The organism is Wohlfahrtiimonas populi, from assembly GCF_002006795.1.
Classification (GTDB): Bacteria; Pseudomonadota; Gammaproteobacteria; order Cardiobacteriales; family Wohlfahrtiimonadaceae; genus Wohlfahrtiimonas; species Wohlfahrtiimonas populi.
In genome coordinates this window covers 68,750-88,523 of the sequence record NZ_MVDN01000007.1, presented here as the reverse complement: position 1 = coordinate 88,523, position 19,774 = coordinate 68,750, and the positions used below count along the sequence as shown (strand labels likewise).

Here is a 19,774-nt window from a genome sequence, read left to right as displayed (position 1 = left end):
AAATCATTATCTTGTGCCATTAATTGATAACAATTACGAACATCAGATAGCTCTTGTGCAAAACAAATTTTATGGCCTGATTTCTCTNCTCTGATGATGTACCACCCAATAAAACTGCAACTTTACCAAATGATTTAGGATCAATTGTTGTCATTATAATGGTCCTCCTTTATAGAAATTTGCTGCAACACTACCAATACTACCTGCACCCATCATCACAACTAAATCATTATCTTGTGCCATTAATTGATAACAATTACGAACATCAGATAGCTCTTGTGCAAAACAAATTTTATGGCCTGATTTCTCTTCAATTGCTTCAATCAATTTAGCTGTACTAATGCCATCGATTGGTTTTTCACCTGCTGGATAGATATTCGTTAAAATCATATTTGGATATTCTTTCAATACATCCACAAATTCAGCAAATAATTCTTCTGTGCGTGAATAACGATGTGGTTGGAATACTAATACAATGCGTTTCTTTGGATAGGCTTCTGTCAATGCATTCATAACACTTTGAATTTCAGTTGGATGGTGACCATAATCTTCCATCACAGAAATTGTACCGCCTGCAGCTAATGGAACATCAGGGTGCAATTGGAAACGACGACCAACACCTTTAAACTTCATTAAACCACGACGGATTGCAGGCGCTGAAACTCCTAAATCTGTCGCAATTGCCATAGCTGCAATACTATTCAATGCACTATGTTTACCAGGTAATGCTACTGTAAATTCACTCACACCAAATGGTGTTTTCACTACGAATTCAGTACTCAATTTATCTGAATGATATTTTAACAATTGGAAATCTGCATCTTCAGATTCACCATAGGTTAAGAATGGGCGCTGCAAAGAAGGAATAATTTGGCGAATACCAGGGTTATCGATACACAACACAACCAAACCGTAAAATGGTAAGTGATGCAAGAAATCCACAAAAGTTTTCTTCAATGTTTCAAAATCACCTGCATAAGTGGACATATGATCTTTATCGATATTTGTCACAATCGCAGCCATTGGACGCAAATGCAAAAATGAAGCATCCGATTCATCTGCTTCTGCTACAAAATATTCACCTAAGCCTAATTGTGAACTAGATATATTATTGGAATTCGCTTTATTAACACGACCACCCACAACAAATGTTGGATCTAAACCTGCTTCTTCTAAGATAGCTGCCAATAAGCTTGTTGTTGTTGTTTTACCATGAGTACCTGCAACTGCAATACCGTAATGGAAACGCATCAATTCACCAAGCATTTGCGCACGCGCAATGATTGGAATGCCAGCAGCTTTTGCTGCAACAACTTCTGGGTTATCACTCTGAACAGCTGTAGACACAACAATCACATCTGCACCATCTACATAAGATGCATCATGGCCAATTTTAACCAACGCACCTAAAGCAATGAGATGTTCTACGGTTGAAGATAAACTGATGTCAGAACCTGTAACTTCATAACCTAAGTTCAAGCAAACTTCGGCGATGCCGCACATGCCTGAGCCACCAATTCCGATGAAATGAATTCGATTAATTCGACGCATATTACCTGCGCGTTTGTAGTGCATTGTTTGTGTCAAGATAACATCCTTTTTAATTTAAATTTTAGCATCCAAAAGTTGTTTCAATTGTGCTGACAATCTCTGCTACTGTATTGGGTTTTGCATTGTTATAGGCATTTTCCGCCATTTCCAAGCGTCGTTCAAGTGTTAAGTCGTTCAATATCTCAACAATCTCTGTTTGATTAAACTGTTTTTCATTAATGCCATAAGCTGCTTGGCTTTTCACTAAAAATTCTGCATTTTTAGTTTGATGATCATCCACTGCTGTTGGTAAGGGAATTAAAATACTGCCTAAACCAACGGCTGTTAATTCTGCTAATGTTAAAGCACCTGCTCGGCAAATAATAATATCAGCCCAAGCATAAGCTTCTGCCATATTATCAATGAATGGCGCTAAGCGATAAGGTTGAATATTCACATCCACCCAACTTTTCTCTGCTTCAGAGAAAAGCTTTTCACCCGTTTGATGCCACACCAAAGTTTTTCTCGAAGTGCCTGAAACAATTTTAGGCACAATTGTATTCACAAAGCGTGAACCTTGCGAACCGCCTACTACCAAGATTCTCAATTCATCTGTTCGATCATGAAAACGTTCTTTGGGCGATGGTAATTTGAATAATTCATCACGTACAGGATTGCCCACATATTGGCTATTAGCCCATTCTGGCAATGGAAAACCTGTTAATACATGTGTGCTTACTTTTGCCAACCAACGATTGGTTAAACCTGGCACAGCATTTTGCTCATGAATGATCAAAGGAATGTTCAACATTTTTGCAGCGATACCACCTGGCCCTGATGCAAATCCACCAAAACCAATCACGCATTTAGGTTGTAGTTTTTTTAAAATGGCCTTAGCTTCAGAAACAGCACTTAATAATTTCTGTGGTAACGTTAACCAGCCTTTTAAGCCATTGCCACGTAATCCTTTGATGGATAAAGAATAGAGATCTATACCATGCTTAGGCACTAACTTTGTTTCTAAACCATGTGCACCTAGCCATGCAACAGATAAACCTTGCTCACGCAAACGATTGGCAACAGCAAGTCCAGGAAAAATGTGTCCGCCTGTGCCTCCTGCCATAATGACAACATCAACTGTTTGTGGGTTCTGATTCATTCAATTTAGCCTTTTCATTCATTTTATGTAATTCATGTTTAGAATCGATATCAATCCTAAACAATATACCAATGGCAATTAGCACTGTAATCATACTAGAACCACCATAACTTAACAGCGGTAATGTTAAACCTTTGGTTGGTAATCGCCCCATCGCAACCGCTAGATTAATGAATGCTTGCCCAACAATCCATAACCCAATGCCGTAACTTAAATAAGCGCCAAACTTCATGTTACAAAATTCTGCACGTTTACCAATCATAAATGCACGAGAAATCAATACAAGCAATAGAAAAATTAAGAATGCAACACCCAGAAGCCCAGTTTCTTCAGCATAAACTGCAAAAATAAAGTCAGTGTGCGCTTCTGGTAAATAGCCTAATTTTTGAATGCTTTCACCAATGCCTGTGCCCATCAACTCACCTCGGCCAATTGCCATCAATGAATTGATTAGCTGGAAACCTTCACCAAATTGGTATTCCCATGGATCTAAAAATGTTTTTAAACGCGCCACACGATAAGGCGCAACTAAAACTAATGATATCATTCCCATCATTGTCATCATAATCATGATGGAAAATCGCCATGCAGAAACACCTGCTATAAAGATCATCGCCAATCCAACGCCCATTAATACAGCCGTTGAACCAAAGTCAGGTTCCAATAATAGAAATACACCTAATAAACCTAATGCAGATAATGGCGTGATCAAATACAGCATCTCATTTTTGATTTTGTCATTGTGGCGTGATAAAAAACCTGCGATATAGATGAACGCAAATAGTTTCGCCATTTCAGAAGGCTGAAAGTTAATAACTCCTAATGGAATCCAACGCATTGCGCCATTAATTTCTCGCCCAATACCAGGAATGAGCACCAGAATCAACATCAGCGCTGCAACCCAATATAAGAATTTGCCAGATATTTCATACCAAGCTTTCAATGAAATATTGAAAGCAATCAATCCGCCCACAATACCAATCGCAATATAAATCATTTGGCGAATACTGTAATGATAAATACTTACACCATATTTTTCTGCTGTAAATGATGATGCGGATGTTACCATCAATACACCAACCATTAATAATACTGACACAACAGATAATAGCCATGCATCTAAATGGACTTTGGATTGTGGATTTAAAGGCTCTTTAAACATGCAGACTAATTCTCTAATACTTCAACTAAACGAATAAAATGATCGCCTCGATCATTAAAATTTTTGAACTGATCAAAACTTGCACATGCTGGTGAAAATAAAACTACTTCTCCATTTTTGGCACGTGCATGAATTGCTTGCAATGCTTTTTCTAACGTTTCCACATAATGGGATTCACAACTTGCAGGAATATGTGGTGCAATCGCAGAGATATCTTTCCCAATCAAATAAACCCCCAACATGCTTGGGCTATCCAGTAATGTCATTAATTCAGAAAAATCCTGATCTTTTGTGACACCGCCCAAAATCAACCATTTTGGTTCTAAGAATCCTTCAATTGCTGCAACTGTTGAAGGTAAATTCGTTGCTTTAGAATCATTATAATAACGAACACCATTGATTGCTTTCACTAATACACAACGATGTGGCAATGCTTGGTAAGTTTTAATGGTTTGTCTTAGTGATTGTTCACCCACTTGCAAATCATCTGCAATACAGCAACACGCCATCACATTGGCATAATTATGTAATCCACCAATACTGATTTCATTCAATGGTATTGAAATTGACTGATTAGAAATCGCTACAGGCAATCCGTCCTGCCAACTCATTTGCCAACCTGATTCTACTGTTTGTTTCAATGCAAAGCCTGTCGTTGGCTTTTGAACCCTACGACTTGCTATATGATTCATCAGGTATTGATCTTCATAATTCACAACCCAGCGCTTTGCCATATCCAATAGCTTGAATTTTGCATTTGCATAATCATCAAAACCGTTATAGCGATCCAAATGATCAGGTGCTAAATTCAAAATTACGCCAACATCTACATTGAGATTATCTGTGGTTTCCAATTGAAAACTTGATAGTTCCAAAACGTATATGGGGTTTTGAATATTTTTATGCTGAACTTCCAACCATAAATTCAAAGCAGGTTCACCTAAATTCCCACCCACAAATACATGTTCTCTATCTGCTGATAAAATATCCGCAGTTAATGTTGTCACAGTGCTTTTACCATTCGTGCCAGTAATTCCAACAATTGTATCTTTCTGAGTCAAACGAGCAAATAATTCAATATCACCGCCCACATGATCTTTCGGTAAACGCTTTAAGCAATCTTGCAATTCAGGTGTTGCTAAAGGAATACCTGGGCTTAACCATAAATAATCACATTGATCTAACCAATCATGATTGAATCCACCTTCAAAAATCTCTGTCGCAATCGTTTTAATTTCATCACTATTGGGTGGATTATCACGAGAATCCGTTGCCCAAATATGCTGAGCACCCAAATAATCTAATGTTTTTACGACGGATAAACCTGTGATGCCAAATCCGATCACGAGATGTTTTGCTGATAAATCAATTGGTAACATTGCATGTTCCCTGTTGTTGGAAAGTGACCCTTTCTTGTTGGATCATTGTATGGTTAATATCAAAAATTGTTTGTTGCCACTCATGCAATTTATGGTGCATGGTGGTTAATTTAACATCTACATAAAAAGTTGCTGATTGATTTTTACAAGATGCTGAAATTTTATACCCATCTACAGCGTTTTCAACTGTACTTTCACAAAACTGTTGTAAATTTTTAACATCTTCGTCAGCAGAATATAATGTTTTTAATTCATATAAACTAAAACACTCTTCTTTTTCTTCAACTAAAGTTTCAACATTATTTTTTGTTATGTAATTCTGTCTGATCCATTTGAATGGTAATTTTTCTGATTGGCTATTTTCTACAGCCAAATTATCAACTGTATTAACGACTGCTGATTCATTTCGATAAGTAATATGCCATGCAATATACACAATCACAAAGCACAATAACGCTAAACTAATATTAATTTTTTTCATTTCTTTCACGCATAAAAAAACCTTAAAAATAGATTACCATTTTTAAGGTTTTGAAGGTGCAATGATTATTCTGCAACTTCCTCTAGTTCTTCTTTGTCATGCTCTTGGCGCTGACGTTGTAGCGTCATTGCTTTGTCTTTCATCTTCAAATATTGTTTGCTTAATTTATCCACAGCTTCATCAATAGATATGTATAAATCATCAGTGGTTGACTCAGCATTAATATCTGGTGAATGTGGCACTACCATAGTAATTTCAGCTTTTTGACGTTTATTTGTGACTGATAAAACAACGTCCACTTGTGTGATTTGATCACGATGACGTTCAATTTTATTTAAACGTTCTTTCACGTGTTCTTGTAGTGCAGGTGTTAACTCTAAACCATCGCCAGTTATATTAATATTCATATAGCTACTCCTTATCTATCGAGTTGAAACAATCTATTCTAAATTCTTTTTCTACAACTACTTGCTATGGGTTTACATTAATACAGTTTTTGTGAAATGAGAAGCGAAACTTCACTGTTTCGCTTAATATTCATTCAAATATGACAAATATTATAAATTATCCAATTGATCCATAGACGGCACATATAAATAGCTGCCTGTTACCGCTTTTGTATAACCAAACATGAGATCAAAATGCTCATCATTTTCACCACACATATTTTTCAACATTGCATCAATGGATGATAATTTTGCACAATAACCCACAAAATATAATCCTTTCTCAGAAGATGCATAGCCATACGGCAAACTTTGACGCACGATTTCTAATTCTTCACCATCTTGTTCGATCACAACACGCTCTGTATGTGCACCAATTGGCTTATCTTCATCTGCCATTTCAATATCATCATGTTTAGTACGGCCAAATGTGCCTTCTTGTTTCGCCAAATCAAATGTATTGAACTTATCAATATCATGCACCCAACGCTGTGCGATCACGTAGCTTCCGCCAGCATCTTTGCCATCAGGAATGATTGCAACGTCTGCACGATCCTGTAAACCTTTAGGGTTTTCTGTGCCATCCACAAAGCCACTTAAATCACGTGCTTCTAACCAACGAAATCCATGCACTTCTTCTTCGATCGTAATCAAATCTTTAAAACAGCTCACGAAATCTTGCGCTAATGTGAAATTCATTTTGTGTTCATAAGATAAAATATGAACAAACATATCACGCTGAGTGCCTTGCACCATACCTTTTGCCATTGTTTGTAAATCATGTAGCTCTTCTGCACTTTCTGCGTCACCTGAGAGCTTTGTCCAAGCATCACGACCAAATGCTAAAACGGCAGATAACCCCATGTGACCAAAGCGCGTTTTATATGAACGAAGGCGCGCACTAAAATCGCCAATCGCATCTTTAATTGCATCTAAATCATCAGTTTTAAAATTTGCTTCAATAAAAATCGCATGATCTCTATTTTCTAATACTGTGCCATCTTGATAATTCAATTCACTCATTATCCAATGCTCCCTAACTTAATATAAATTTTGTTGATAATCCTAATACAGAAATGGGGATCTTTCTCCATTTTACCAGCGAATCTAATCAATAACTGTGATAGAACTGCTTTTAATCAAGATTTTTATAAAATATCTCTGATAATAAAAAAGGCTGAACCTTCAGCCTTTTCAAAATATTTAATAAATATTATTTAATCAAACGACTAATATCTTTAAATGCTGGATGATCTGCGGTTTCCAATAATTCAAACAGTAAAGATTCTAAGCCTGTTGTGCCTGCACCATAACCAATCATGCGATCAATCCCAAGATCTTTATTCTCTTTTGTGCGTGAAGAAACACAGTCCACAATCACATCCACATCATAGTTTTCAAGCAACAAATCCCTTGCCGTTTGGAATACACAAATGTGAGATTCCATTCCCGCTAATAAAATATGATCCGCACCTGATTCTTTCAATTGTTCTTGGAACTCCACGCTTCCCCAAGCGCTAAATGTATTTTTCACGATTGGTGAGTAGCTACTAGCTTTTAAAATCTCTTTCAAGGATTCAACTGTTGTCCCCAAACCTTTTGGATATTGCTCCAACCAAAGCACAGGAACATTCAGCAATTCTAGCCCTTTTAATAGTTTCTCTAAACGAGGGATCAGATCATCTTTATCATGAATCACATTATTCAATTTTTCTTGAACATCTACGAACACTAAAATTGGGTTTGCGTATTTCATTCCTCATTCTCCTTTTGGTCGAAACCATTATTAAAACTTATATGAATAGTAAATGGAATAGTTTTCTATCCCATCATTGGGTCTTTTTAATCCAGCATTCGAATAATGAATCGCCCGCGCACCCAATGTATGATCACCAAATCTTGCGCCAAAACCAATACGATCTTCAAAATTTAAAACGCTACCTAAATTCTGATCACCCACTTTGGTTTTAGAAAAAGCTGCAACACCAATGCCTAATTCAATAAATGGTTCTAAACCATTATTGGTGTAAAAATTATAGGTGAATACTGGGCTAAAAGAGATTGAACCGACATCTTTGCCATATATTCCTTTTTCCCAATAAGTTAATCCTAAGCTCCAATAGCCAGAAAAATACCCTAATGATGAATCTAAAAATCGCGCATCCCATTCTTGATTGAAACCGAACCTTAAAACTGTTTGGCTTTCATCTGTTGTGCCTGCTGACACTTCTATTTCCCAAGCTTTTGCTGTACTTAATGTTAACGTTGTCAATAAAACACAGGTTATTATTTTCCTTAAATCTAGTAATTTCATATTGTTATGATCCATTGAGACATGCAATCCATCATACCAAGAATTATCCTAAAATTTTATAATCGTAACTTTAAAATCTCATTCACTTGATCTGCCATAATATTTCCTCGCTCACCTAACTTCCAATCACGTTCTCTAAAACGATCCACAATTGGTGTAATGGATTCAGCATTTAAGCCATAATCAGATAAATACGTTTTCACACCAACTGAATGAAAAAACTGTTCAATTGCTTGAATCGTTGAATCCAATTGAGCATCTTCATTAGTTTCATGAATATTGAATATTGTTTTACCGAGCTGGCTAATCTTTTTAGCTTTTTGAGTTTTCATCACTTGCAATAAACCTGGCAAAATAATTGCCAAAGTCTGCGCATGATCCAAGCCATATAATGCCGTTAATTCATGACCAATCATGTGCGTTGACCAATCTTCCTCAACGCCACAAGCAATCCAACCATTCAATGCCCAAGTTGCTGCCCACATGAAATTTGCACGGGATTCATAATCATGATCATCTTGCATTAACGTTGGCGCTTCGTGAACCAACACTTTCAAAATAGATTCAGCCATATAATCTTGCAAGGGATTATTCTCTGTGCCTGTTGTTAAATACTGCTCCACAACATGCACGAATGCATCCACAATACCGTTAGAAATTTGCTTTCTTGGCAAACTGTACGTAGTTTCAGGATCTAGCACAGAAAACTGTGGAAATGTATTTGAGCTCGAAAATGCAAGTTTTTCCTCTGTAGAAGCACGTGTAATCACACCACCGCTATTCATTTCAGAACCTGTTGCAGGCAATGTAATCACAGCACCAAATGGCAAAGCTGTTTCAATATTATTGCCATGTTTGACCAAAATATCCCACGGATTTTGCCCAACAAATTGCGCAACAGCGGCAATGAATTTAGTGGCATCCAATACCGAGCCACCACCCACAGCCAAGAGAAAATCAATGTCATGTTTCTTGATCATCTCAACTGCTTTTAGGCAAGTTTCATAATGTGGATTTGGCTCAACCCCTGAAAATTCTAGCACTTCATGATTTTGCAGCGCATTCATCACTTGATCATAAATGCCATTGGCTTTGATGCTACCACCGCCATATAGCATTAACACTTTGCTAGTTACAGGAATCTCAGAAGCAATATTGGCAATCATGCCTTTGCCAAAAATGATTTTGGTTGGATTTGCGTAGATAAAGTTTTTCATAATTCATTTACCCCATTGGAAATAAAATCGGTACAAAAATCACAGCAATGAACATCACAATAATAGCAAAAGGCAAGCCAACTTTCACAAAGTCTCCAAATGTATAGTTACCCGGTGCAACCACCAATGTATTCACAGGCGAAGACACTGGCGTAATAAATGCAGCAGAAGCAGCCAACGCAACTGTCATAGCGAATGGGTAAGGTGAAACACCCAAAGTTGCAGCTGTTTGAATAGCAATAGGCGCCAATAAAATTGCCGTTGCAGTATTGGAAATGAATAAACCAATCAATGCTGTCACACCAAATAGCATCATCAATAAAATTCTAGGGCTTGCATCACCACCAATTTCTAACAGGAATTTAACAGCTAAATCCACACCACCTGTATTTTGCAAAGCTAATGCAAATGGAAACATCCCCACAATCAAAATAATACTTGGCCAATGAATAGATTTATAAGCACTATCCATCGTGATACAACCAAATGCGCCCATTAATAGCGCACCAAAGATTGCCACTAAAACCGTTGGGAAAACGCCAACAATCATCAATGCAACAGTCACAACCAATACACCAATTGCATACGGTGCTTTATCCATTGCAGGCGCAACTTCGTCAATCTCCGCAGGGATTGTTAACACAACGAAATCATCTTTCATGGTTTGTAACTGACGAATATCTTTCCACATACCAATAACCAACAAAGTATCGCCCTGTTTCAATCGTTCCTTCAATAATTCACTCTCTAGAATCTCACCTTTGCGCTTCATACCAATCACGTTCAAGTTATAATTGGATCTAAACGCATTTTCTAAAACAGTTTTATCAATCAATTTAGAATCAGGGTGAATGGTTACTTCCACCATCCCAATTTCACGGGAATGTTCATTGAAATAACTACTTAATAATGGCAATGACATCAACTTAAACTCTAGGCAAAATTCATTGATTTGCTCTGGATAGAAGAAATCAAATAATAAAATATCGTTTTCCTGCAAAACACGATCCGAAACCGCATCCAATACAACATTTTTCATACGGCTTAAACGACGTTCTACCGCAATAATATTCGCGCCATGCTTTTCTCGCAGATGCAATTCGGATAAACGTTTGCCTGCTAATGGTGAACCTTCGCCAATGCGTGCACGGTGATTGCGACCTTTCAAATTATATTGATTCACCAAATCTTCAATATGCACACGTGCATCTTTTGGTTTACCATCATTTTCAGCACTATTTTTACTTAAAAATCTGCGGGCGAATAGCATATAAAATACGCCCACAAATAGAATGATTAAACCGATCGGCGTAAAAGAAAAGAATTCAAAAGATTTATGCCCTGCTTGCTGTAATTGTGCTGAAACAACTAAGTTTGGTGCGGTGGATACCAACGTCAACATGCCACTGATTAAGCCTGCGAAACTTAATGGCATCATCAATCTTCGTGTATCTGCCTTCATTTTTGTCGCAATACTTAATACGATTGGGATAAAAATCGCCACAATGCCTGTAGAGCTCATTACCGAACCTAATAGCGCTACGGAGATCATCAATAAGACGATTAATCTTGTTTCACTATTTTTAGATTGGCGAACGAGCCAGTCGCCCACTTTAAAGGCAACACCCGTTCGCACCAAGCCATCACCAATGATGAAAAACACAGCAACAATCAAAACACTGCTATCACTGAATCCTGCCAAGGCTTGATCCAAAGTCACACTGCCAGTAACGGGCAAAGCTAATAGCGCACAGACAGCCACAACATCCATTCGTGGTTTATTAATCATAAATGCGATGATTGCTGCTAATAGAAGGAGCAAAACTATAATGAGTTCTTGAGACATGGTTATTTTTCTTTTATTCGATAAACATTATTCTGCATTATAGTTATTTATTTTTGCCTTTCATGCTTTATTTTTAATTTGCTAGAAATTGCCTTAAATTCGGTAAATACCACTCAGTTAAGCAGAGTTTTTCATTTTTATAAGTAAATACTGATTGGCGTGCAATCAAGAATTTCATATTGAGATAATCACTCAATAAATCGAATGGTAATTCTTCTACAGAAAATGCTTTATAAAAAAATGGTGTGCGTTCAATCTCATCGCCACTGAATAATTTTCTACCTAAGGATTGCGTGCCACAATTAAGATATTCTCGCCAAAAGTCACTTTGAATATCACACAAGCTCTCAGCCCAAATCACAGGTTGATCATCCAATTTTAAAATCACTCGACGGCTGAAATAATGTTGCGTTGATTCAGGCAAAATATTGGCATAATTTGGTGCAGAGATTTCAGCTAAATTCAGTAATTCAACACTAAAATTAGGATTCAACTTTTCCAATCCTTGCGTTAAGGATTGAACCTCTAACAATGGTTGATATTGAGAAATATTATATTCATGCTCTTCTAATAACTCTGTCAAATGAATCGCATCGTACCAACCATTGTTCATCACAATCTATAATCCTTTAACCATAAAAATAGGGATGAAATATATCATCCCTACCATTATATAGCGCGCTATAAAATTAAACTATTCGCCAACCTTTAGCTTGCTCTCTTTGTTGAATAAAGTGCGCGTAAATTCCTTGTGCATTTTGCATCAATTCATCATGCGTACCCTGCTCTTTCACTCTGCCATTCTCTAATGCCACGATTTTATCTGCCATTTGAATAGTAGATAATTGATGCGCAATCACTACTAAAGTTTTAGAACCACGTAAGCGAGCTAATGTTTCAGCAATGATTGCTTGGTTTTCTGCATCCAGTGCCGCAGTTGCTTCATCCACCAATAAAATTGGCGCATCTTTAATCAATGCTCGAGCAATGCTAATTCGCTGTCTTTCCCCACCAGATAATCGCGCACCACCTTCGCCCACTAATGTATCCAACCCATTTGGCAATCTTGCAATCGCTTCATTTAACCCCGCTTGTGATAATACTGTTTGCAACTCCTCTTCTGTTGCATTAGGTTTGCCCATCAAAATATTGTCACGAATTGAGCCTTGGAATAGATAGCTTTCTTGGAAAATTTGGCTAATGGTATTCGTTAATGTTTTTTCAGTCATATTGCGAACATTCACATCGCCGATCATGAGTAAACCATCTGTAATATCAAAGAAACGTGCGATCAATCGCGCCAGTGTTNTTAGGTTTGCCCATCAAAATATTGTCACGAATTGAGCCTTGGAATAGATAGCTTTCTTGGAAAATTTGGCTAATGGTATTCGTTAATGTTTTTTCAGTCATATTGCGAACATTCACATCGCCGATCATGAGTAAACCATCTGTAATATCAAAGAAACGTGCGATCAATCGCGCCAGTGTTGTTTTACCAGAGCCAGAAGCACCAATCAATGCAACCATTGAACCTTCTTTAATTTCCAAGTTGATCTTATCCAACACAGGATCATTTTCAACGTAGCCAAATGTTACATTATTAAAAGTAATGCCAAACTCTTTCGGCTCTTTTTCCACCATTGGCGCTGGCAATGGCTTAATCATAAAGATTTCGCCTGCTGCATTTAAATGCCCTTTTGCACTGCGCAATGCTTCACCATAGTTTGCAACATCCTGCATTGGATCAATGAAACGAATGATCAAAACCAATGCCACAATCACCGAGATAATTTCAGTAGGCTCGGCAATCATCATGGATTGATTCAACCAAACCACCGCTGTACATAACAACACTGCAAACACTGATTGCACAACCCAACTACCCATGATGATGGACAAAGTTGTCATGATGATCAATTTCCCTGAAGCATTTTTCTGATCTTCTATGGATTTTGCTAAAAATCGACTACTATTCCCTTGGCTACTGAATGCGCGCAAGACTGATTGTGCTTGTGCAAACTCCACAATGCGCTGGCTTGTTTCTGCTGAACGATCATTAAAATCACGATCAGCTTTTTCACCCAATCGACTTGCCAAGATTAAAGTGCCTACAATGATTGGCAAACTGATCAAAGCAATCAATCCCAACGATGTATGCAAAATAAACAGCGCAATCACCAAAACTAAAGGTGCGATTGAACCACTCACAATTGGCGTAATTAAATGCGCAGGTAATTGAGCAACTTCCATCATGCCTTTCGTAATGATGTGATTCAATCTTGCAGTATTTTCAGGATTAAACCAGCCAATTGGTAAGCTTGCTACATGATCACCAAGGCGATGGCGAGCATTTTTCAATACAGCTTCGCCCACTTTAATGCCAGCTTTCTCTGTCACTTTGCGCCATTGCCAACAAGCAATCACGCCGATCAATAACAATGCCAACCACATGGCTGCAACCTTCGTTTCAGCTTGCAATGTATACATCACAACAGGAATGAATGCTGTAATGGTTAATCCACTCAAAATGCCGTAAATGACAGTTTTAATGATGTATTGATGCAGTAATTTTGCATCACTACCCAACAAATGTATGAATGTCTTCCACATATTAATATTTTCCTTGTGCCCATAACTGTGCATATTTGCCATCGCACTTGAGTAATTCGGAATGTGATCCTTCTTCGATGATTTTGCCTTCATCCATCACAACAATGTGATCTGCATACATGATCGTATCTAAACGATGGGCGATGATGAGCAATGTTCTGCCCACAGCAAATCGAGATAAAGCTTCTTGAATGATCGCTTCATTATCAGCATCCGCAGCGGCTGTTGCTTCATCTAAAACTAAAATTGGAGGATCTAATAAAATCGCACGTGCAATGCTGATTCTCTGCTGTTCACCGCCTGACAAAATGGCATCTTCACCAATCACAGAATCATAACCATTCGGTAATGCCATAATGCGCTGGTGAATATTGGCAGCTTTAGCGGCAGCTTCTACTTCATCTTGTGTTGCATTTGGTGCTGCGAGCGCAATATTGTCACGGATGCTTGCGTGAATTAAGCGAACTTCCTGCAATACAAAGCCAATGTTTTGATATAAAGCTTGTGAAGGAAAATCTTTCAAATCCACATCACCCAATGTAATTTTTCCTTCTGTGGGATCAAAGAATCTCAGCAATAACCTTGCAATCGTGGATTTCCCTGCGCCAGATGCACCCACAATCGCCGTCACTGTGCCTGTTTTCAATGTGAGATTAAAATCATTCACCACCAAATGCTCAGCATCATAGCCATAATTCACATGTTCAAATTTCACCACTGTATTTTTAGGCTTTTCTGCCAATATTTCAGGTTGCTCTAAAGTTGGTGTGTTCAACAAACCATGTAATCGTTCTGCCGAACTCGTTGCATTACGTAAACCATGTGTGATGAAAGAGATCATCAACATTGGTGCACAAATACCCGGTGCAATCAGCAAAAATGGGATAATTTCAGTCGGCGCAATCCACTCCATTGCAATGAACAATAAGCCGATCGCTAAAATGAAGCCTAATACTGTGACAGGATTCATCACAGCATTGGCACTGGAAACAGAGCCTGTGGTCGCACCGATCATATTGCGGAATGCTTTAGCAAATTCATCCACGGCTTCACGATAACTACTATGCGCTCGCCCTGCAGCACCAAATGCTTTCACTACAGGAATCCCACTGATGAATTCTACAACTGCATTATCAATTCTCACCATACCTTTGATAAAATCCCCCATGAAATCAGCGCCTGCTTTGTATGCTCTACCATACAAAATAAAGAAACTGACGAATGGAATGCATGTCAAAATCGCTAACTGCCAATTCATCCAAAATAGATAAATTGCGGAGAAAAGCACTACAGCAACAGCGCGTGCAATCATTGTGAAAAAATGCGCAGTCAAATCATGCAAAGCCCCCACATCATCTTGCATTGCTTGCTTAACATCGCCTGATGCTCTGCCTGTAAACCAACCTAATGGCACTTGCGATAAGCGCTTAATCGCATCATTACGTAAGCGATGCGTTAAACGATTATCTGCACAATGCACATAATATTCCGCCAATGTATTAATGATTAAACCTGCAAATAGGCAGATCAAGCTCACAGTCACAATTTGCCAAACGGCTTCACTATCAAAATGAGTTAAAGCAATATTGGCAATCTTTGCAATGCCAACTAAAGGCACCATCGTTAGCATAATACCAATGGCTGCTAATAAAGAAGCTACAGTCAATTGCCCTTTAATTGGCAATAAAACTAAACTCATTGGGCTTTTATTTTTTTGTGTAGATGCATCAATACTCATAAAAACTCCCGGTTGGAACATACAAAGGGTTACTACGACTGAATTCGTTATGCTCAATAATGAAGCGCTTTGGTGTGACACCAACGGCTTTACGGAACATCGTAATGAAGGCACTAGAATTTTCATAACCCAATGCATCAGAAATCAATTGAATAGGCATATCTTCTGCCAACATGGACATTGTCTTGATCACATGCATTTGCCTGCGCCAACGGTTCACACTTAAACCTGTTTCATTGGCAAATACTCGGGATAAATTGCGCTCACTCATATTGATAGAATGAGCCCATTCATCCAATGTTAGTTTTTTAGCAGGATCATCTAGCATTGCTTCTGCCATTTTGCGTAAACGCGGATTTTTTGGCATAGGTAAATTCATGCTAGCCGAAGGCGCTGTGCTAATTTCATCCAATAGCACCGTCATCAATCGCCCTTCTGAGCTATTCTCATCATATAACTCGGGTAACGTTGCAGTTCGTTGCAACAATTCTCGAATCAAAGGGGAGATAGCAATTGTGCAACACGATTGTGGTAACCCGTCAATCGCATCAGGCTCTACAAACACAACAAAGCCTTTTGCATTGCCACTAATCTTCGCACGATGAGTTAAATTAGAAGGAATCCAAACAGCGCCTTGAAATGGCACATTCCAAATGCTATCTGGCATTTCCAAAGTGACAACACCAGAGTTTGCAAAAATTAACTGGGATTTAAAATGGCGATGGAATGGAATCTCCCAATTTTCGTTAATTAATCCTAGACCCATCACAAATACAGGACGATCTACCTTATCAGGATAATCAGCCGCAATCCCATAGTGATTTATAAACACAAAAACATCTCCCCAATGATTATTCGGTTTTCAACAATAATGTTGCTTCAGCCAACGCTTCTTCTTGCGTGCGCACAACGATCATTGGGTAACCCCAAAATTTTTTGAAAATAACTGAAAATTCTTGCATCATTTCGAACTTATCTGGCTCAGTAATGACATGCACATGGCCTTTAATCCAGCGCTGAACATCCACATGATTTGCTTTCATCCAGAGGGCAACTTTTTTGCGTTCCTCTTCATTCGTGTTTTCTTTTTTCGGTGAACCTTCACCCATAAAAACGAATGGTTGTTGTCTTTTTAGTAAATCAGACAAATCAGATAATGTATCCTCAATGATTTCATTGGGGCCTTTGATATAATCCACCCGCACAAACGGGAATTCTATTGCATCAACTTTCACAAGCACTCCAAAATAATAAAAACTCTTAAATAAGAATTGATATCATATATTTTTTTGAAGTTTTGTAATTAGCTCGTTCAGACAATAAATATCTCAACTCAGCCAAATATCATTTTGTGAATAAACCTACCATTGATAACCAATGCCTAAGTTGATGCTTTTATTACGGGAATTACCATCTTTCGCACGAACCTTCTCGTATGAAATACCTGTATTCAATAGTATAGATTCAGTGAGTTTATAAGATAAGTTGGCATTCGCTGTGAGATCCAGCAATACATCTCGATTAAAACTTCGCCCAACTTCACCAGAGGTCGTGAATTTAAAAGCTCGATCACCAAAATATTGGTAAAAATCCCACTTCAATGCCATTTGCGGATTTTCGCTGTGTCCACCATCACGATAATCCAACATTTGGTAATTCACCAATGAAGCAAGAGAAAGTGCAGAGTCTTCATTTTCCCAAACTTGCCAACCAGGACCTGTACCAATAGATTTATTTTCTCGAATATCTTCTAACCAATCATACTGATAAGCAATTGCTCCCTGCCAGAAGAATGATTTTGAAAAGAATCTATCTGCTGAATAATCTAAATTGTAATAATAGCTTTTTGTTTTTTCATCTTCAGTTTTTCGATAAAACTTGCCCTTTAAAGCATGGCGCCAAAAGTCATACTTCATACCCACAACGCCATCAAAGTTATAACGGGATGTTTTAGAAGTATCGGTATCAATATATGCACCGAAATTCACTGTACCTGAATATGTTAATGGCTCTTTCTTTGGAGATGATCCATTAATTTTAGCCAATGATAATTCATCAGTAATGGGAATTTCTGTCACGCCATCACCATTTTGAATCACCAAAACTTTTCTAGATTGCCCTGTTTTATTGGATTTATAATTTTTTAAATGGGCTTCTTCCGCCACAATACTGGAGGAAAATAGATTCTGCTTAATATTCACAGGATTGGCAACAGAAAACGTGCGCACTTTATCATTATTGATTTTTACAGTACCTGCATATTCCGTTTTAATGAAGAGATATTGCCCTTCAAAATAGATAATTGTACCTGTTAAACGATCGCCATTTTTAAGATAAACTTCATCTGCAATCGCCACTTTTGCCATCATTCCAATTAATACAACATAAAGTATTTTTCGCATATCCGATTCATTCAATCACAGTTTAACTCGTTGGATAATTATAGAACGTTAATGGCATCTTCGTTATAAAAACTCTATAACATTGCACCAATAAATTAACTTTCTCATTCAATGAGAATAGTTTTTGCCATTATATATTTTCATTGTTATTGTTTATTATGGAGAAAATATCATGAAAAGCACTGATCGTTTATTAAACATATTGTCTTATATCGCATCTTGTGGACGCCCAGCCTTCCCTAAGAATATTGCGAGCGAGTTAAATATTCCATTATCCACAGTTTATAGAATATTGAATATTCTCATGTCATGGGAATTCGTAACGCCATCTAAATTGTATGGTGCCTATACTTTGGGTGCACAAAGCTTGAAAGGTCAGCAATTGCACCAAGCTTATTCAATATTTGGCCCCGAATGTGATGAAGTTTTACGTGAACTGGCAGAAGCTACAGGTGAATCTGCTGCCATCATCGCTGCTGATTACACAGAAACGATTTGCATTAAAATGGTGGAAAGTACACAAGCATTGCGTTGTTCTTTCTTAACTGGCCGATCCAATGATTTAATTTCTGGTGCTAGTGGTAAAACACTGTTAGCACATAAACCTTTAGATGTTCGAGATGGTATCGTTCAACGTGCATTTCCCAATAATGCAGGCAAGCAAAAAGCTTTGGATCAAGAATTGAATCAAATCATCGAACAAGGTTATGGCATTACGGTTGGTGAAATTGATGAAGGCGTTTTGGGCATTTCCGCACCCATTTTTCGCTATCAATCCGTGATCGCAGTTGTGACATTAATGGCACCTTATTTCCGTGGCAAAGATCATCAACAAGTTTTAACTGCAATGATACTAAAAGCAGCGAAATCTATCACGCTGTTGATCAACCAAGATTAGGTTAGAGATAACCTTTTCTTTTAAGCAGGATCAACACAGAACCATCATTATTTTTCTCTTCTGTGAATGCTAATACTTCAGGATATTCAGCGAGCCAAGCACGTACTCTGTTTTTCAAAACTGGCGTTGAATGTTTAGATCCTAAGCCACTACCATGAATGATTCGTCCACAAACACCTTTGGATTGCACGTAATAGCAAAACTCAGTAAGCAATTCATCGACACCATCCAATTTCACACCATGCAGATCTAAATTAGACACAATAGAAAAATTATATTCCAGTAGCTTTTGAATATCACGATTGCCCTGCCCATTTTTAGAATGGCTTTTTGGCGCCTCTAAATAAGATTCACCCACATAGAAATATTGATATTCCACCTCTTCAACGATTGGCTTCACACGAATGGGATGACGATCAGGTTGCAAAATCACAGTATCACTTTCAATGCGCTTCACATCTTTCATTAACTCTGCAAAATCCAAAATTTTTGGCTCAAATTTTTTCACAGGCTTCAAAGCTTTCTTTTGCTCTTCCTGCTTTCGCATCGTTTTCTTCAGTGACTTTAGTGTTTTTTGGTAATCATCTGTCAT

18 protein-coding genes and 1 pseudogene are annotated in these 19,774 nt (G+C 37.8%); 1 reads left to right on the top strand and 18 read right to left on the bottom strand.

From position 1 onward, the window contains the following. Window positions 1-153: 153 nt before the first annotated feature. The 17 genes and pseudogenes from murC to BZK16_RS09055 form a co-directional block, all read right to left on the bottom strand. Entirely contained in the window at window positions 154-1,587 is a 1,434-nt protein-coding gene (gene murC / locus BZK16_RS09140) for a UDP-N-acetylmuramate--L-alanine ligase (protein WP_233145256.1), read from the bottom strand. Between the two features lie 25 nt (window positions 1,588-1,612). Beyond that, a complete protein-coding gene (gene murG, locus BZK16_RS09135; protein WP_077928586.1) occupies window positions 1,613-2,689 on the bottom strand; it encodes an undecaprenyldiphospho-muramoylpentapeptide beta-N-acetylglucosaminyltransferase in 1,077 nt (358 codons plus the stop codon). Continuing rightward, on the bottom strand, window positions 2,664-3,851 hold the full coding sequence (ftsW, locus tag BZK16_RS09130; RefSeq protein ID WP_077928585.1) for a putative lipid II flippase FtsW: 1,188 nt from the start codon (window positions 3,849-3,851) through the stop codon (window positions 2,664-2,666). Before ftsW ends, murG begins: the two co-directional genes overlap by 26 nt. 5 nt (window positions 3,852-3,856) lie before the next feature. Further along, window positions 3,857-5,230 carry a UDP-N-acetylmuramoyl-L-alanine--D-glutamate ligase gene (gene murD / locus BZK16_RS09125; protein WP_077928584.1) on the bottom strand — a complete coding sequence of 458 codons (1,374 nt, stop codon included), beginning with the start codon at window positions 5,228-5,230 and terminating at the stop codon, window positions 3,857-3,859. Beyond that, the gene (locus tag BZK16_RS09120) at window positions 5,217-5,720 is read right to left on the bottom strand and encodes a hypothetical protein (protein ID WP_077928583.1); all 504 of its coding nucleotides are present in this window, start codon (window positions 5,718-5,720) and stop codon (window positions 5,217-5,219) included. Before BZK16_RS09120 ends, murD begins: the two co-directional genes overlap by 14 nt. Window positions 5,721-5,776: 56 nt before the next feature. Then, window positions 5,777-6,118, bottom strand: coding sequence for a ribosome hibernation-promoting factor, HPF/YfiA family (hpf, locus tag BZK16_RS09115; RefSeq protein WP_077928582.1), 342 nt, complete (start codon window positions 6,116-6,118; stop codon window positions 5,777-5,779). 150 nt (window positions 6,119-6,268) lie between these two features. Further along, window positions 6,269-7,180 carry a Dyp-type peroxidase gene (locus BZK16_RS09110; RefSeq protein WP_077928581.1) on the bottom strand — a complete coding sequence of 304 codons (912 nt, stop codon included), beginning with the start codon at window positions 7,178-7,180 and terminating at the stop codon, window positions 6,269-6,271. A gap of 190 nt (window positions 7,181-7,370) precedes the next feature. Further along, window positions 7,371-7,913 (bottom strand): isochorismatase family protein, encoded by a 543-nt coding sequence (locus BZK16_RS09105; protein WP_077928580.1) that lies wholly within the window; start codon window positions 7,911-7,913, stop codon window positions 7,371-7,373. 30 nt (window positions 7,914-7,943) lie between these two features. Next, window positions 7,944-8,471 (bottom strand): acyloxyacyl hydrolase, encoded by a 528-nt coding sequence (locus BZK16_RS09100; RefSeq protein WP_077928636.1) that lies wholly within the window; start codon window positions 8,469-8,471, stop codon window positions 7,944-7,946. A gap of 56 nt (window positions 8,472-8,527) precedes the next feature. After that, window positions 8,528-9,688: an iron-containing alcohol dehydrogenase gene (locus BZK16_RS09095; RefSeq protein ID WP_077928579.1), complete on the bottom strand. Its 1,161-nt coding sequence runs from the start codon at window positions 9,686-9,688 to the stop codon at window positions 8,528-8,530. Window positions 9,689-9,695: 7 nt separating this feature from the next. Further along, on the bottom strand, window positions 9,696-11,534 hold the full coding sequence (locus tag BZK16_RS09090; RefSeq protein ID WP_077928578.1) for an SLC13 family permease: 1,839 nt from the start codon (window positions 11,532-11,534) through the stop codon (window positions 9,696-9,698). 73 nt (window positions 11,535-11,607) lie between these two features. Beyond that, window positions 11,608-12,147: a chorismate--pyruvate lyase family protein gene (locus tag BZK16_RS09085; protein ID WP_077928577.1), complete on the bottom strand. Its 540-nt coding sequence runs from the start codon at window positions 12,145-12,147 to the stop codon at window positions 11,608-11,610. A gap of 76 nt (window positions 12,148-12,223) precedes the next feature. Further along, a pseudogene (locus BZK16_RS09075) lies at window positions 12,224-14,144 on the bottom strand (ABC transporter ATP-binding protein). Between the two features lies 1 nt (window position 14,145). Next, window positions 14,146-15,882: an ABC transporter ATP-binding protein gene (locus BZK16_RS09070; protein WP_077928574.1), complete on the bottom strand. Its 1,737-nt coding sequence runs from the start codon at window positions 15,880-15,882 to the stop codon at window positions 14,146-14,148. Then, the gene (locus BZK16_RS09065) at window positions 15,872-16,714 is read right to left on the bottom strand and encodes an AraC family transcriptional regulator (RefSeq protein WP_233145254.1); all 843 of its coding nucleotides are present in this window, start codon (window positions 16,712-16,714) and stop codon (window positions 15,872-15,874) included. Before BZK16_RS09065 ends, BZK16_RS09070 begins: the two co-directional genes overlap by 11 nt. A 19-nt stretch (window positions 16,715-16,733) precedes the next feature. Further along, a complete protein-coding gene (locus tag BZK16_RS09060; protein ID WP_077928573.1) occupies window positions 16,734-17,117 on the bottom strand; it encodes a hypothetical protein in 384 nt (127 codons plus the stop codon). Between the two features lie 126 nt (window positions 17,118-17,243). Continuing rightward, window positions 17,244-18,284, bottom strand: a complete 1,041-nt coding sequence (locus tag BZK16_RS09055; protein ID WP_077928572.1) for a DUF481 domain-containing protein — start codon at window positions 18,282-18,284, stop codon at window positions 17,244-17,246. 172 nt (window positions 18,285-18,456) lie between these two features. On the opposite strand from BZK16_RS09055, the gene BZK16_RS09050 reads away from it, so the two are divergent. Then, a complete protein-coding gene (locus tag BZK16_RS09050; protein ID WP_143691163.1) occupies window positions 18,457-19,182 on the top strand; it encodes an IclR family transcriptional regulator in 726 nt (241 codons plus the stop codon). A 1-nt stretch (window position 19,183) separates the two neighbouring features. On the opposite strand, the gene BZK16_RS09045 is transcribed toward BZK16_RS09050, so the two are convergent. Beyond that, entirely contained in the window at window positions 19,184-19,774 is a 591-nt protein-coding gene (locus tag BZK16_RS09045) for a Smr/MutS family protein (protein ID WP_077928570.1), read from the bottom strand.